The 16250-nt window shown below is 46.6% G+C and carries 15 protein-coding genes; 11 read left to right on the top strand and 4 right to left on the bottom strand.

The annotated features are described in order from the left end of the window. Nucleotides 1–48 precede the first annotated feature (48 nt). The 7 genes from MHI14_RS25890 to MHI14_RS25860 all read left to right on the top strand — a co-directional run bounded on the left by MHI14_RS25890 (nucleotide 49) and on the right by MHI14_RS25860 (nucleotide 7276). Nucleotides 49–1344, top strand: coding sequence for a phosphoribosyltransferase family protein (locus tag MHI14_RS25890; RefSeq protein WP_341131763.1), 1296 nt, complete (start codon nucleotides 49–51; stop codon nucleotides 1342–1344). Further along, nucleotides 1341–2492 (top strand): cysteine protease StiP family protein, encoded by a 1152-nt coding sequence (locus tag MHI14_RS25885; protein ID WP_091034387.1) that lies wholly within the window; start codon nucleotides 1341–1343, stop codon nucleotides 2490–2492. Before MHI14_RS25890 ends, MHI14_RS25885 begins: the two co-directional genes overlap by 4 nt. Next, complete coding sequence (locus MHI14_RS25880) at nucleotides 2492–3340, top strand: hydrolase (protein WP_091035147.1); 849 nt, start codon at nucleotides 2492–2494, stop codon at nucleotides 3338–3340. The genes MHI14_RS25885 and MHI14_RS25880 overlap by 1 nt, the downstream gene beginning before the upstream one ends. After that, the gene (locus MHI14_RS25875; protein WP_091034385.1) at nucleotides 3341–4390 is read left to right on the top strand and encodes an ATP-grasp domain-containing protein; all 1050 of its coding nucleotides are present in this window, start codon (nucleotides 3341–3343) and stop codon (nucleotides 4388–4390) included. A gap of 305 nt (nucleotides 4391–4695) precedes the next feature. Further along, entirely contained in the window at nucleotides 4696–5448 is a 753-nt protein-coding gene (locus MHI14_RS25870; protein ID WP_341131544.1) for a hypothetical protein, read from the top strand. A gap of 11 nt (nucleotides 5449–5459) precedes the next feature. Then, nucleotides 5460–6563 carry a toxic anion resistance protein gene (locus MHI14_RS25865; protein ID WP_036606281.1) on the top strand — a complete coding sequence of 368 codons (1104 nt, stop codon included), beginning with the start codon at nucleotides 5460–5462 and terminating at the stop codon, nucleotides 6561–6563. A 146-nt stretch (nucleotides 6564–6709) separates the two neighbouring features. After that, on the top strand, nucleotides 6710–7276 hold the full coding sequence (locus MHI14_RS25860; RefSeq protein ID WP_341131543.1) for a hypothetical protein: 567 nt from the start codon (nucleotides 6710–6712) through the stop codon (nucleotides 7274–7276). A 64-nt stretch (nucleotides 7277–7340) separates the two neighbouring features. Here the strand turns inward: MHI14_RS25860 and MHI14_RS25855 are convergent, their stop codons facing one another. From MHI14_RS25855 to MHI14_RS25840, 4 genes are read right to left on the bottom strand one after another with little or no spacing between them, the layout of a single operon-like run. Then, nucleotides 7341–8003, bottom strand: a complete 663-nt coding sequence (locus MHI14_RS25855; RefSeq protein WP_105600947.1) for a DUF2642 domain-containing protein — start codon at nucleotides 8001–8003, stop codon at nucleotides 7341–7343. Nucleotides 8004–8016: 13 nt separating this feature from the next. After that, complete coding sequence (locus MHI14_RS25850) at nucleotides 8017–9363, bottom strand: arsenic transporter (protein ID WP_047841808.1); 1347 nt, start codon at nucleotides 9361–9363, stop codon at nucleotides 8017–8019. Then, on the bottom strand, nucleotides 9364–9501 hold the full coding sequence (locus MHI14_RS25845) for a hypothetical protein (RefSeq protein ID WP_161799422.1): 138 nt from the start codon (nucleotides 9499–9501) through the stop codon (nucleotides 9364–9366). A gap of 52 nt (nucleotides 9502–9553) precedes the next feature. Further along, on the bottom strand, nucleotides 9554–10288 hold the full coding sequence (locus MHI14_RS25840) for a hypothetical protein (RefSeq protein WP_249911693.1): 735 nt from the start codon (nucleotides 10286–10288) through the stop codon (nucleotides 9554–9556). A gap of 345 nt (nucleotides 10289–10633) precedes the next feature. On the opposite strand from MHI14_RS25840, the gene MHI14_RS25835 reads away from it, so the two are divergent. The 4 genes from MHI14_RS25835 (at nucleotide 10634) to MHI14_RS25820 (ending at nucleotide 16169) form a co-directional block, all read left to right on the top strand. Continuing rightward, nucleotides 10634–11686, top strand: coding sequence for a CotH kinase family protein (locus MHI14_RS25835; protein ID WP_249911692.1), 1053 nt, complete (start codon nucleotides 10634–10636; stop codon nucleotides 11684–11686). 245 nt (nucleotides 11687–11931) lie between these two features. Next, nucleotides 11932–13740 (top strand): ABC transporter ATP-binding protein, encoded by a 1809-nt coding sequence (locus MHI14_RS25830; RefSeq protein ID WP_341131542.1) that lies wholly within the window; start codon nucleotides 11932–11934, stop codon nucleotides 13738–13740. Further along, on the top strand, nucleotides 13721–15559 hold the full coding sequence (locus MHI14_RS25825) for an ABC transporter ATP-binding protein (protein ID WP_341131541.1): 1839 nt from the start codon (nucleotides 13721–13723) through the stop codon (nucleotides 15557–15559). The genes MHI14_RS25830 and MHI14_RS25825 overlap by 20 nt, the downstream gene beginning before the upstream one ends. A gap of 274 nt (nucleotides 15560–15833) precedes the next feature. Beyond that, nucleotides 15834–16169, top strand: coding sequence for a hypothetical protein (locus tag MHI14_RS25820; RefSeq protein ID WP_341131540.1), 336 nt, complete (start codon nucleotides 15834–15836; stop codon nucleotides 16167–16169). Nucleotides 16170–16250: the final 81 nt, after the last annotated feature.

Here is a 16250-nt window from a genome sequence, read left to right as displayed (position 1 = left end):
CAGGTTACACATAACCCGCTGCAACTTCCACTAGAATCTCTATTTTCCATGGCCGCACGAATCAATAAGAAACGTTCATTTCTGTTTGTAAGCAGACTGCTGGGCAAGCACATCCCGGTTAACCCGTATACCTCGCTTCTGAGCGGCGCGGCATTGGCTGTTCTGTTATATGAGCACCTGACTGAAAAGACGGAAGAGACGAAAGTTCAGATCACCGAGTGGAAACGGGAAATGGTCGAAGGATTGATTGATCCCAAGCAAGCCCGGCAAGTGTACAACATGCTGTTGCAAGAAAGCTTGAGTTTGCCGGAAATAATTCGTTTTGTTGGTTTTGCCGAGACCGCTACAGCGCTGGGCCACAGCATGTATGAGATGTTTGCTGATCAAGCTTCCTATATTCACACCACTCGCGAATATGTTCCAGCGATGCATCCAGATATTCAATTTGAAGAAGAACATTCCCACGCGATGGCTCATCGTTGTTATGCGCTGGATCATGAAGCCTTTGCAGGAGAGGGCCCGATTGTTCTGGTGGATGACGAGATTACGACCGGTAAAACCACGTTGAATATCATTCGGGATATTCAGGCCAGATATCCACGGAAGCAATATGTGATTGCTTCACTGTTGGACTGGCGTACGGAAGCGGACGAGAATCGATTTGCCGAGCTGGAAGCTGAACTGGGAATTACCATTACACCGTTAAGCCTGTTGAAGGGCCGCATTGAAGTGGTGGGTACTCCACAGTTGGAACCAACACAGCAAGATGAGCAGCTATCCCATCCTGCCGTAACGCTTCAGACTTCTATCGTTGCAGATGCCTTCCATCAGCTTCATGCCACTTCGGAGGATGGTGAAGGTAAACGTAGCACAGCCAGCTATGTCCAGCATACGGGCAGGTTTGGTATGCAATCCCGACATAATGGCGTATTACGTCAGGAGATTAGCCGGATCGCAGAACGACTTCGGTCGCAGCGTGAGGGAGAACGGACGTTGGTGATGGGAACAGGGGAGTTCATGTACATTCCAATGCGTGTTGCTGCCGAGATGGGAGAAGGCGTGTTGTATCAATCGACTACCCGCAGTCCAATCCATACACATCCGGCTCCAGGATATGCTGTTCGTAGTGGTGCCGGATATGCCTCACCGGAAGACGCATCCGTTCGTAACTTTATCTATAACATCGCCCCGGGACAATATGATGAGATTTTTGTTCTGCTGGAGAGACAGATGTCCGAAGAACGAATGGAACCGATGGTGAAGGCACTTGAGCAGTTGGGATGCGGACACATTCATATTGTGTATTGCGGCTTGCCAGAGAAGACAGGGGACAACGAGCAATGAACTTAACTACACTGGAGCTAATCAGACAACGTGAGATTCAGTCTCCCGAACCGATGGGCAGTTATGCTGCATCGGACGTTGTTTTCCTACTGAAGGATATCAGCCATGTAGATCTGGAAAAGGGAACGGGTGAACGGGAGCAAGCGATCCAATCCGGGGTTCATTATTCGGAGATGCTGCCCGTGGAATATCAGCCCACAAAAGAATACATCGAGCTGTTCCATCAGACGCTGGAACAATCCGCTGCAAGAATCGCTCGTCATACCGCCATTGTGGCTGAGAAGATTGTAGAGCGCAGGGGACTGAATCTGGTGCTGGTATCTCTGGCTCGAGCCGGAACGCCTGTAGGCATCCTGATCAAGCGTTATATTGAATTGAAATACAAGGTGACGATTCCGCATTATAGCATTTCGATTATTCGTGGCAAGGGTATGGACGAGAACGCAATTTTATATATTTTACAGCAGCATGGTCTGGAAACTGCCATTCAATTTGTAGACGGGTGGACAGGCAAAGGGGCTATTCGCAAAGTGCTGAAAGAGTCCTGTGACCAAATGGAACGGACTTATGGTGTAAGCCTCGATGATGATCTTGCCGTGTTGGCCGATCCGGGGCAATGCTCAGGCACCTTTGGGACGAGGGAAGATTATCTCATTCCTAGCGCTTGTCTGAATTCCACTGTCTCTGGACTGGTGAGTCGCACAGTACTTCGCGTTGATCTGATTGGGCCGGCAGATTTTCACGGGGCCAAATGGTATCGTGAATGGTCCTCTGCGGATGTGTCGACCCAATACGTGGATACTATTGCTCAGCATTTTCAGCAAATGATAGATCTAGCGGAGATTCAAACGGAGGACAATGCTACTGGTACTTCGGAAATTACCTGGAAAGGTTGGCAGGATATCGAGTCCATCCAGCAATCCTTTGGCATTGCGAACATCAATCTGATCAAACCTGGAATCGGAGAAACAACCCGGGTGTTATTGCGTCGCGTCCCCTGGAAGATTCTTGTGGACCGTCTGGATAATCCGGATTTGCAACATATCATGATGCTCGCCAGAGACAGAAATGTGCCGGTTGAGGTATATCCGGGATTAACCTATTCCTGTTGTGGCATTATTCAATCCCTGGGAGGTGGAGGAGAATGATGATCTACGCAAGTGATCTGGACCAGACGCTGGTGTACTCCCGTCGTGCGCTCCGTATTCCCGAAGATACACCGGGACTTGTTCCCGCAGAGTGGATTAACGGCAAGTTGTCCGCTTTTATGTCAGCATATGCACTGGAGCGGTTGCAGTCTTTGCCACAAGACATTGTATTTATGCCTGTGACGACACGTACCGTGGAGCAGTACCGGCGCATTCATATTTTTCAGAGCGAATGTATTCCGAAATATGCGGTGACGAGTAATGGTGGCAACATTATTGTTGATGGTCAGGTAGACGATGAATGGAACTTGCATATTCGTTCTTTGCTTCGTCAGCAGGCAGCTACTCCTGAAGAGATCCTGGATTTGTTTGACGATGTACTGAGCCCGGAATGGGTGATTAATCAGCGATTGTGTGATGAGCTGTTCTTTGCATTGCTGATCGAACGTGACAAGCTTCCTATGGAGCGCATTGCGGACAAGATTCGGGTGTTAGAGACGCTTGGATGGGAGAGTTCGATTCAGGGTCGGAAGCTCTATCTGGTACCTTCGGCCGTGAACAAACGAGCTGCAGTGGAGCACATTAGGCAACGCATTGGCGATGTGCCTGTAATTGCTTCGGGCGATTCCTTGCTGGATCGCTGTTTGCTGGACTTTGCGCAGCATGCTATTGCTCCGTCCCACGGAGAGTTACATGTGGAGAGACAGCGTGTACCTGAGCAAGTACCGTATCAATTTACGAAACAATTCGGTGCTTTTGCAGCAGATGAGATTCTCGATTACGTCCACCGTATTCATAACGATCAACAGACCCAGATAGACCATGCCGAGATAAGGGAGACCGTATAAATGAAAAAAATGAAGATTTACTTCAACCGTTGGTTCTCTGTAACGTATCATTATATGAATGCGATTCGGGACAATGAGGACGGCATGGAATTTGAGATCTACGGTACTCATCCTGATCCGGGACACATGGCATTACAGGGCTGTGATGTTGCGGAAGTTGAACCGCGTGTAACGGGCCGGGAATATGTTGATTTTTGCCTCGACTTTTGCCGTCGTCATCAGATTGATGTGTTTATTCCACGCTGGAACATGCTGGACATCAGCAGACATATCTCCCTGTTCGAAGAGATCGGTACACGGGTTATCGTATGCTCGGACACGGAATTGCTGGAACAATTGATGGAGAAAGACCGGTTCTATGAATCGGTGCGTGAGAAAGGCATTATGGAGATTCCGGATTATTTCACGGTCAGTAATGCTGCACAATTCCAGCATGCCTATGAGGCGCTGCGTGCACGTGGACATGATGTATGCTTCAAACCATGTAATGGTGAGGGCGGCATGGGATTCCGGGTGATCAACAATGAGCGTGATCCGTTGCAGGAGTTGTTCGGATACGCGCTTAACTCCATTTCGTATGAAGATGCCCTGCGTGCGTTCTCTTCTGCTCCGTCCTTTCCCAACGTCATGGTGATGGAGGTACTGGAAGGATATGAATACAGCATTGATTGTCTTTCGGACCGCAATGGGAAACTATTAACGGCTATTCCACGTAGAAAAGAAAGAGGACGTTTGCGTTTGCTTGAAGAAAACGAGGAATTGCTGGCGATTGCCCGCAATGTGGCAGAGGTATATCGGATTCCTTATAATTTTAATATTCAGATGAAATATCGCAAGGATACACCGAAGCTGCTGGAGATCAATCCGCGTATGTCGGGTGGGTTGCACATGTCTTGTCTGTCCGGCGTGAACTTCCCTTATCTTGCGGTCAAGTCTGCACTTGGCCATGATATTGGACCACTTCATCCGAAGTTTGGCATACTGGGAAGTCATATCGAACAGCCATTTATAATCGACGTTCAGAAGGTAAGCGGAGTACACCACGTCTAGCTGAGAATTTTCCTCAACATTGACACCTTCTGGATGGTTTTTTTACAATACGGATGAGAGGTTATTCAAAAAGTCCACTTTTGATTACGAATAATGCCTTATGGCATCATCAGCATCGAAGTTGAAATTCAGCCGAAATAAGCGGGAGGCTTACGAAGTATGTTTCCTATGGAAACATTGTGGTTGCTCACGTAGTTTTCCTACGCTCCGCTACTCCATTTCTATCTTCATTCCATCTTCTCGGTACTGAAAACCAGACTTTTTGAATATGCACTGTATGTGTTGTTAAGGCAGGAGGACAAGTAATGTTACGGAAAACGAAGATAGGTATAGGCGCATTGGTCGGTTATGGTCTCGCGGCAATCTCGAGTCCTTTTCTACCGGATGTCATCACGTGGGCAATTCCGGCACTGGCAACTGTGGTCGGGGGACTGATTCCTTCACGATCCACGCCACGCACACAGGTCGAGGGTTCGTCATCAGCCCCTGTACCCATTACAGATATCGGAAATGAACCATCCCGCTTGAATGGTGGACAAGCGCCAAGCGCAGTGCCAACAGGGGCAAGAGAAGCTTCTCTGGCTCAGCCCCATTCGAGCTCCACTCCCGCACAACATGCGGGTGCAGAACAAGCGAAGCCTTCCCGCACCGAACCAGATCCTGTATTTGATCCAGTGATTGAATACCTGGAGGTTCTGGAGGATATGATCATCTCTGAAGGTCAGAAGAACGAGCTGGATAATGAGATCGTGGAGAAATCATTGGCGTTGTTTGCCCGTCTTCAGCGTGTGATTCCTTCCCTTCAGGAGTTAAACAACGGGGATATTAACCATACGGTGCGCAGACTGATTTTGAAAGACCTGAACGGTTTTATTAATCCATTTCTGCGTTTAAGTGGAGAAGCCAAACGCAATAATCGGCGTATGCTGCTGAATGGTCTTCGAGACGTAGATTCCAAGATATCGGATATTGTATCAACGATTGAACATAAAGACTTAATGGAGCTTCAGAACAAAGCGGAACTAATACATCAACGGTATAACAGCTCTGAATTATAGGAGGGATTGGCATGGCAACGGAATGGGCTCAGTTGAAGCAGGAAGATGAGCAACGGATTAACCAGGAAGCAACGCAGCTTATTCAGAAAGTGTCCCAAAGTGATCCGGCTCACCTGGATACCTTAATGGATGATATCGGCAAGTTGGGCGTGAAAACACAAGAGAGAGCAGGACAGACTCTCAAGCTGCTTGATCGTCCAGTCAATGAACTGATGTCCGGGAATCGGGCAGAGGTATCCAACATGATCCTGAAGCTCCGTGATGAATGTGAGAGTTTGCAGCAGAGTAAAAATGTGAGTTTTGTCGGGAAGTTGTTACGTAAAAGCCCGCTGAAAAACTATGTATACCGTTATCAATCCGTTCGCACGAACATTGATGCCATCATTAACGGGTTGCGGGACGGCAAGGACAACCTGGAAGAAAGCATCGTGAACATGCGTCAATTGAAACGTTCCTCCATTCAGGAGATCTACAATCTGCAGACCAAAATCTCTTTTGGTAATCAATTGAAAGCATTGTTCGAAACCGAGATCGCCAAGCCTGAGAACGAGAATCGTAAAGCACATCTGGAGCGTGGGTTGCGCAAAGTGGTAACACGTACCCAATCCATGACAGAGATGATCATGCTGTACAATCAGGCGATCGCAGCTACCGACATTATTAATGATAACAATGACAAGCTGATTGATTCCGTTAATAACGCCATTGATAAAACAGCGAATCTGATCACCGTTTCGGCCATGATTGCTATGGCTCTTAATGATCAGGAGAAGGTCATTTCTGCTGTGGAAGCTACGAATAAGACGATTGAAGATCAATTCAAGGAGAACGCCAGGTTGTTGAAGACAACAACAGAGAAAACGAATGAACTGTTGTCCAAACCGGCCATGTCTCTTGAAGCGGTCAATCAGGCGATGGGTGATCTGATGTCTGCGCTGGATCTGTCCGAGCAGTCTAATCGCCGGATCATCGAGAGCTGTAATGACTATACCAACAAGATGACAACCCTTAACGCCAAAATGAGTGATCGACTGGGTCTGGAAGGGCCGAAGGCTGCTGCTATTCCGGAGAAAAATAAACCGGATTCCAGCGCATTAGGATCTTTCTTGGATTAGGGTAATAGGGTAAGACTCGCTGTATATCGTATCAAGATTGCTACATGTATTTATTTTCTACGAGGGACGCTGAGTGCGTCTCTTTGTTTCATTTATTTGATAGAATATAGCTAAAATCTGGGGTTGTGCGAAGGAGCTTGCTGAACATGCTGGACTTTTCATTTGAGATTATTGATGAGACCAAGATTAATATTCAATACAAATATGGCAGTGAGTTCTTTAACTTTAACCTGTATTATGCAAACGGGGAGTGGACACTGCATCCATTTGACGGCATACTGATCCAAAATCGTGAAATGTGCAGTCTGATTGTGTCTGAACTGCTCCGTAACAAAGATTTTCATGTCATGTTGGCCAAAGAGAAAATTATCCTATCCCAGCTGCGTACCAGTGTTAACCTCCAGTCCAATGAGCCGGATGAATGGGTTGCAGATCGAAGAAACGCAGATTATTCCAGTCATGATGATGAGTTGATGGATTACATAGGGAACCACAGTTTCGAAGACATATTACAGCTTGAGCAAGAACAGATTGAGGCCAGAGTGCAATTCTTCCAACAGATCATTCAGAGAATGTTTATGGAAGGACTTGGACCTGAGGATACCGATTTTATCAAAGTTCAGGCCGTGATTCGGATATATAAAGAGACGTACGATCGCCTGGGCGAGTTGAATGATGACTGGCGGGGTGATCGTGGACGTAGAAGATGGTAGGATATAAAGTTGAAAAAAAGGTTCATCAGCCATAGGCAGATGAACCTTTGTGTTCTTTTGATACTCAAGGGAGATGAATGGTTTGGATATGATCGGTATGCATAATTAAAGAAGTCCCATCTGCTTCTACCAACGCAAGCAAGTGGCTATCTGCATTCTTCAATAAGCCTGCTCGGTAAGGCTTGCAACCGAGGTTGAGTACAACAAGTTCACCTATCATTTTATGAAGTTGCTGATCAAGTGTACGGGAGAGTGACATGGATGAGGGTTGCATAGGGAAATGTTGTTTACTAAGGGAGTAGGGTGTGCTGTTAGTAGGAGAAGGAATAATATATTTCAGATGATTAATGGAAACATAGATAGAATGATATAACGGAGAGTAGAACATAAAGTAGTCATTCATAATATTGGTAATATACCCATGCAATGTTTTTCCTCCGATGGAGATTTCACTAAATCGTCCACGGGCATTCATCAGTATTTTGCGGTAAGAGATGTTGGTGTGATCCATCTCGGGGTCAGGTGTTGGCACAATCATACTTGAATCATCTGCTGTGCCGACATGCATGGATTGAACATGATGAAGTGGAATATAAACAAATCGCTGGTTTCCGTAGACTACAATCAGATCCTGGCCTACATCAATGATCTCACCCTGGATCGGTAGTTTACAGCCAGACAGCTCCAATTCGACGGATTTACCCAGCCAATGCGTAAGAAGTTCCACAGTATTCCTCCTCTCAATAGAGAATAGATGTCCAAATATAGAGTGAAATTAGGCTAACAATTAGACTGATTGGTATCACAATAAAGGTAACTTTCATATACTGTTTCCAGGAGATTCGAATATGATGGGTCTTTAATATATACATCCAAATTAACGTTGCCAAGGTGCCAATAGGCGTCAGCAAGGCTCCGATATCACTTCCCAGAATGTTCGCAAGATATGCAAGATGCATTTGAGATTCACTTAGTGGAAGATCTGTAACAGCAAAGGTCCCAATCATGACGGAGGGCAAATTGTTGAATAGATTGGAAAGCAGAGTGAGCATTAACCCCGACACAGCAATGATGCTGGCATTTCCTCCTTCTATTATCGGTTTCATCCACTGAATGATCGATGCGGTCATGCCTGCGCGGTGAAGACTATCTACAATAACATAAATGCTGAAGGCAAAGAGTAGAATATGCCAAGGCGTTTGTGTTATCACATCTTTGAGTCCAGTCCGGGTGCGATACCAACGCACAGCGAGCATGAGAATAACACCAGTGATTGCAACTACCTCCATGCGTATACCGACTTGCTCAGCTAGAAAATATCCTGCACGGATAAATACAACGATACCAATACAGACACGGAACAACCACCAGTCTACTTTATTCTCGGATTCAGTTGTCTGTAGCGGATGATATCCTGAACCTGATGAAGGCTGCAGGGATACAGGGAAATGATGAATAACTTTGGGAATACTTCTGCGAAAATAATAGAATAGCAGTACGGTCATCACCATAATCGCAAGCATGGATGGCACAAACATCATCTGAGTATAAGTATTCAGATTTAAGCCAACCATTTGCAAAGCAATCAGGTTAGCCAGATTACTAAGTCCAATTGGCGCACTGGAAGCCGTAGCGATGAGGGCACCGGAGATCAGGTAGGGCAACTGTTGATGCATTTTCAGACGAAGTATAGAACAGATTCGAATAATAATCGGAGTTGTGATCAGAATACTGCCATCATTGTTGAAGAAGATGGTCATGAGAAAACAAAGTAATAGAATCAGCCAGAACAATCGAAAGCCGGAACCTCTCGCTTTCTCAATCATATTCAAAGCGATCCAGCGAAAAAAACCGATGCTATCTAGAATAATCGACATGACTATGGTAGAGAGAATTGTTACGGCTGCACCAGATACGATCCCGAAGATTCCAACAATGTGAGCATAGCTGCTCACTCCAGTTAAAATAAGAAGAAGGGCGCCAAGCGAGGTGGGTATAGATTCATTCAATCCGCCAGGACGCCACATCAGGAAAATGACAGTGATGATAAAGACCCCGAAGGTTAACCACAACTGGTAGTCAGGCATTTACTGTGATTCACCTCCCAGGGGGAGAAGTCCTGACGAAGCCTGAAGCAGATGTTCATGGGATGGAGTGGGCCTTCCCGGTGCAACGATCCAGTAAAAAGGCACACCAATCAAGACTAATGCGACGAAGATCAACATGATAATTCCCCCCTTTAAGCTGGTAAATAACTTAGTTTTCAGTTTATTTCAGTTACTTCTTTTTACCGCCGGATTTGTTGCCACGGGACTGGTTGCCTTGATTGCCTCGCGACTTGTTACCACCAGATTTATTTCCTTGGGATTGGTTGCCTTGAACTCGTTGCCCCTGAGAACGATTGCCTTGGTTGTTCCGTGACTTGTTGCCGCCGGACTTATTACCCTGGGATTGGTTCCCTTGAGCTGCTTGGTTCCCTTGAGAACGGTTGCCACGCGACTGGTTGCCTTGAGCCGCCTGATTACCTTGGGCTGCTTGGTTCCCTTGACTTGTATTGCTACTGTTATTGTTATTGTTGTTGTTGTTGTTCCCACCACCACGTACGAGGGATACAGATTTCACATGTTGCATCGGAATACGAACAATCTCCTGATTTTTCAAAGCCATGATCAATTGGTTCTGGTTGGCATCGGCCAGGATGCCTTCGACTTTTTCAGGTCCTCCCCGGTTAATCTGAACACGGCGGAAGCGGAGTGCTTGCATTACGCCCAGAAACGTATTGGAAGGAATTGGGTTCCCCATGGCTGCATTTCGGTTACCACCGGAACGGCCTGTATCTGTTATGCTTTTTACATGTGATTCATTAACGTAGACAATTCCTTCTTTGCAATTCATTGCCATATAGTCCCAGCGTACGTCCGTAAGTGTACCTTGTACTGAATCAGGTCCTCCCCGGTTAATCTTAATCTCTCTTCCCAACAAACCTCTCATTCCTTGACCATTCATAGACATTGTGTTTGACCCCTTCCATGATATAAGTTCAGATGGACAAAAATGGTGGATGTGATTGTGATCCCTTCCATTCGTCATTCGTGTCTGTCTGTAGTTTAAGCATATGTGACATGCCTCTTGGAGGGACTAGCCAGTTAACTATATTTATATTATTTTGGCTATAATCTATTAGAATTTATGTATATTTATAGATTAATAACTCGGTTATTCCGCATTATGACAAGTGAATTCGGATGTGATAAGTATCAGGAGTGTGCATTCGCCCGTACGACTTTCTGTGCATCTGCATAGGATGGTGTAAGAGCCTACGGGCGAATCTTACAGGTATTCGAAAGGCGGATGGAAATGGCTCTACCTGTCTACCATATCAGCTTGTCTCCAACCGAATATCAACAGTTAACGTCCAATATATGGTCAGAGACGTTTGTAAACAGCACGATGCAGATGGACGGCAAGCCGTTTCCGATACGGCTTCGATACCGGGGAGGACATACACGCGGTTATCCCAAAAAATCATTTGAGATTCGTACAGCCAGCCGGACGTATCATTTTAATGCGGAGTATGATGATCCTTCGTTGCTGCGCAATGCACTTTCTTTTCGGTTTTTTGAGTCGATTCGTGTACCCGCACCGTCTACACAACACTGCGTACTCTATCTGAACGGGCAGCTTTTGGGTGTATACCTGCGGATTGAAGGGGTGAAATCCTTCTTTTTTCGCCAAAGGAAAATCCCTGTGCGCAGTATCTTCTATGCAGTGAATGATCATGCTGGTTTTACGATAAATTCGGATACCTCTTCAACAAGTACCGATCTATTATCTGGGTACAGCTTAATTCGGGGCAAAGATGTGGACCGCACAAGACTGCGTAATTTTATTCAGCAGTTGAACACAAAGTCCAAGCTGGAATTGTTTCGTTTTTTACAGTCGAGGGTGGATACGGACAATTATTTACGCTGGTTAAGCGGAGCTGTGCTCACAGGGAACTTCGATGGATTTCATCAGAATTACACATGGTATGAGAAAATCAAAAGTGGGAAATACGGTATCCTGCCTTGGGATTATGAGGGTACTTGGGGGAGGAACTGTTATGGAACACGAGTTGACCCCAATCTTGTTCGTATTCAGGGGTATAACAGACTTACCGGACGATTGCTGGCATTTCGCAGTTTCCGTCAACAATATAAGAAGCTGATGCGCCAGCATCTGATGAATGCTTTTACAGAGAAGCGAATTATGCCACTAGTCCATCGATTGCACAATGAGATTCGTGAAGATGTCAACAAAGATCCTTACATGAAATGGCCCATGGATGTATTTGCAGGTGAACCGGAAAGAATTCGCGAATATGTGGTGAAACGTCGGGAGCATCTAAGTGAAAAACTACGTCAGCTGTAAGCACTTAACTAGCGTGGGGAAGGGAGACCTTCCTTTTTTTACTGCCAAAATGATGAGAAGTTTATTGTATTGGGAAAAGTAGGGTAATAAGAATAGAAGCGGCATTGTAAAATACGCTATAATAACCATATGTGTACATAGAAATGATTACATATTGGACGCTGTGGAGAAAACAACATGTCTAATGGAGGCTCTGAGCTGGAACGTGTTATCGGTTTAGGGTGCTCCGAGCCGGAGGAATGCTTATGATCAAGCTGTTGTACTACTTGAAGAAGTACCGAGTTGCCGCGATTGCAGCCCTGGTCATGATGTTAATTGAGCTTGCGGTGGAGCTGGCTCAGCCTTATCTGATCTCCAAGATCATTGATAACGGCATTCAACAGGGAGACTTGTCTGTCGTCTGGTTATGGGGTGGCGTGCTGGTCGGCAGTGCTGTTGTGGCTTTTGCTGCCGGAATTGCGAGTTCGTTCTTTGCATCCCATGCGAGCTTGGGGTTCGGATACGATCTGCGGGAGAAGTTGTATGAGAAAGTGCAAACGTTCTCTTATGCTGTCTTTAACCGGTTCGCGACATCGTCCCTGATTACCCGATTAACGGGGGACGTGACCCAGGTTCAGGACACCGTCTTCATGAGTTTGCGATTCATGACACGTGTGCCCCTGGTGGTGATTGGTAGCATGATTATGGCAATGATCGTGAACCCGAGGTTGGGTCTGCTGTTGGTTGTCATGGTGCCTGTACTGCTCATTGTTGTAGTGTGGATGATCAAAAAGGCAGCGCTGCTGTTCCGCAATGTGCAGCGCAGACTGGATGCCGTCAATGGAGTCATCCAGGAGAATCTGACAGGCATTCGGCTGATCCGTGTTTTCGTACGGATGGGCCATGAGATCGAACGCTTTGCCGGATTCAGCGGCAAGCTGATGAAAGGCACAATCTCCGCGCTGCGCCTGACGGAGACTACGATGCCGTTCATGCTGCTGATGATGAACGTTTGTATCATCGCCGTGTTATGGTTTGGACGAGTCGACATTGCCTCCGGTAATGCAACCGTGGGTGAAGTGGTCGCCGTCATTAACTACCTGCTTCGCACAATTGGTGCCATGTCTGCGTTGTCATGGATTCTGGTAACCTTCTCGAGAGCAAGCGCTTCGGCGCAACGGCTGAATGAAGTGTTTAATACGGAGGATACATCGGAGACTGAACAGAATAAGGCAGTATCAGCGTCTGTACCATCTGCTGGATCTGTGAATTCTTCGCATTTTCCGCAATCTGTATATCCAGCGAAGAAACAGCGCGCTGTGCAGGGAGCGGTTGAATTCCGCAGTGTAGGCTTCAGTTATCCGAATAGTGAAATTACAGTACTGGATAACATCACATTCACGGCAAAAGCGGGGGAGCGCATTGCCATTATGGGAGCAACTGGCTCAGGCAAATCTTCGCTCGTACAGCTCATTCCGCGGTTATATACAGAGGATCAAGGAAAGGTACGGATTGATGGTGCCGATGCATCAGAGTTGGATCTGTCCATGCTGCGTGGTGCGATTGGTTATGTGCCTCAGGAGGTTGTCCTGTTTACGGGTTCCATTCGGGAGAATATTGCCTGGGGCCAGGAAGATGCTACCTTGGAGGAGATCGTGGAAGCCGCGAAGCGCGCGCAGATCCATGAAACGATTGAGAATTTACCAAACGGTTATGATACATTGCTGGGTCAACGGGGAGTGAATCTCTCCGGTGGACAGAAGCAGCGACTTTCCATTGCACGAGCACTGGTACGTAGACCAAGAATTCTGATTCTGGACGATAGCACGAGTGCGCTGGATGTAGCTACAGAAGGCAGACTGCTGGATGCGCTGGAAGAATTGTCGTGTACCACGTTTATCATCACCCAGAAGATCAGTTCAACCACTTCGGCGGACCTGATTCTGCTGCTTGATGATGGACAACTCATTGGACAGGGAAAACATGAAGACCTGATGGAATCGTCAGAGCTGTATCGTCGAATTCATGAATCACAATACGGGGAGGGTGCACAGCATGTTCAAAGCATTCATTGAGCCTTTCCGTCAGCCGCCGCCACCGATTGATCCTGAGACGTTACGGTCAGGCGGTGGTCGCAAACCCAAGGCACGGGCGAAGAACTGGTCAGGTACGCTAGGTCGTATCTGGACCTATCTGGCACGACGTAAAGTCAAGCTGTCCATGGTACTGTTGATGGTGTTTGCCAGCTCCGCACTCGCTTTGCTTGGCCCTTACATGGTGGGGGTGGCCGTGGATGATTTCATCGCGGGTGAAGCCGGCTCAAGCTGGACTCGGTTTCTGATTGGATTAACCGCAGTGTATGTCTTGTTCTCTCTTACATCCTGGTTACAAAATATATGGATGATCGAAATTGCACAGGAAACCGTGTTCCGCATGCGGTATGATCTGTTCGCCCATCTGCACAAGCTGCCGATTCCATTCTTCGGTAAACGCCAGCAGGGGGAGATTATGAGTCGGGTGACCAATGATATCGAGAATGTCAGCGGTACGTTGAACAGCTCGGCCATCCAGATTTTCTCAAGTGTATTAACACTGCTCGGAACGTTTGGGGTTATGCTCTGGCTCAGCCCGCTGCTGACCCTTCTCACCTTTATCGTTGTGCCTTTGATGGCCATTGGTATGCGTTGGATTACGCGTAGAACGGGACCACTCTTCAAGGAGCGTCAGCGTAATCTCGGTGAACTTAACGGTTACATTGAAGAGACATTATCCGGGCAGCGAATCATTAAGGCATTCTCCCAAGAGGAGCGGGTGATTCGCGGTTTTGAGGAACGAAATACCCGTATCAGGATTTCCGGTTTCTGGGCACAGACGATCTCTGGTTTTATCCCGAAACTGATGAATGGTTTGAACAACCTGAGCTTTGCGATTGTTGCGGGCATCGGTGGTATTCTGGCGATTCAGGGTTCGGTTACAGTCGGGGTGATTATTATCTTTGTGGAATATGCCCGTCAATTCACCCGTCCGCTCAATGATCTGGCGAACCAGTGGAATACGTTATTGTCCGCAATTGCAGGGGCTGAGCGTGTATTTGAGGTGCTGGATGAAGATGAGGAAGCGAAGGATGAAGGGGCAGCGGTATCTCTGGAAAAGGTGGAGGGAGCCGTTCGTTTCGACAAAGTATCCTTTGGATACGATGAAGGACGTAATATTTTGCATGACATCAGCTTTGAAGCCAAACCGGGTGAGATGATTGCCCTTGTAGGTCCGACCGGAGCGGGGAAAACAACATTAATTCAGCTATTATCCCGTTTCTATGATCCGACAGGTGGCACATTAACGGTAGATGGTCGCGATATGACCACCATTCGGCGTGAGAATCTGCGGTCACATATGGCATTTGTACTACAAGATTCATTTCTGTTTCAGGGTACGATTCGGGAAAATATTCGATTTGGCCGTCTGGACGCAACGGATGAAGAGGTGGAAGCAGCCTCCCGGCTGGCTAATGCCCATTCCTTCATTGTGAGAATGAAGGATGGATACGACAAAGTGCTCCAGGCCGATGGGAGCGGCATTAGTCAGGGGCAGAAGCAATTACTCGCCATTGCCCGGGCAATTCTGGCAGATCCATCGATACTCGTACTGGACGAGGCAACCAGCAGTATTGATACCGTCACGGAGATCAAAATTCAGGAAGGGCTGCAACGCCTGATGCAAGGCCGTACCAGCTTTGTCATTGCCCACAGGCTGAACACGATCCGCCAGGCCGACCGAATTCTGGTGCTGAAAGATGGGCATCTACTAGAGCAAGGCTCGCATGATGCGCTGCTGGAACAAGGCGGTTTCTACAGCGAGCTGTATTACAGTCAGTTGCGTAAAAAGGCACAGTAGTCATTTTGGATATTATGTGACATGTATTAGAAAACTTGTAGGTATGTAAAAAGAGCAGGGATGAGGGCACGATGCTCCTCAATTCTGCTCTTTTTGCATATTTTATTGAATAAACGTGGGAAATGGAACTGTGATTGTATGTTAAAATAAGGATATATTGGAATAGGTCCGTTTTTGGAAGGTTGCCAGCGGTTTTGAAGCATGAGAATGAATTTTTACATGTATGCCTGTAGTCAGTCATGTGATGCATTAAAAGAGAGGAGGGCAATGTGGAATGGAATTCAAATTTGGGAATGCTGCTCTTCTTTTTCCCCCTTTACACATTACGATTATCGCAATCATTATTATTTTCATTCTAGTAAGGTGGAGCAAGCAATTAGAAACAAGACGTTTTACGGTTTTCTTTTACTTTTTGATTAGTACGTTCATTACTTCAATTTATTCTCAAAGTACAACAAAAGGTGTCTTTGAGCTATGGATCCCCGCAGGGTTTATTGTGGTTTTCTTATATTTGATTCGCAGCGAAAGAAATCATCCATCTAAAATGAAAGCGAGTATCTTAGGATTTTCAATAGCGTTATATCAGTTAATCCTTCAATATATCGGATAACGGGACAGGACAGGACAGGACAGGATAGGAAAATTCAAATAAGAACAAGTAAGCAGCCGGTCGACCAACTGGTTGTTTTTT

This window comes from Paenibacillus sp. FSL K6-2393 (assembly GCF_038002545.1).
Taxonomy (GTDB): domain Bacteria; phylum Bacillota; class Bacilli; order Paenibacillales; family Paenibacillaceae; genus Paenibacillus.
The sequence above is the reverse complement of the archived record's forward strand: the minus strand, read 5'-3'. Positions and strand labels throughout refer to the sequence as shown.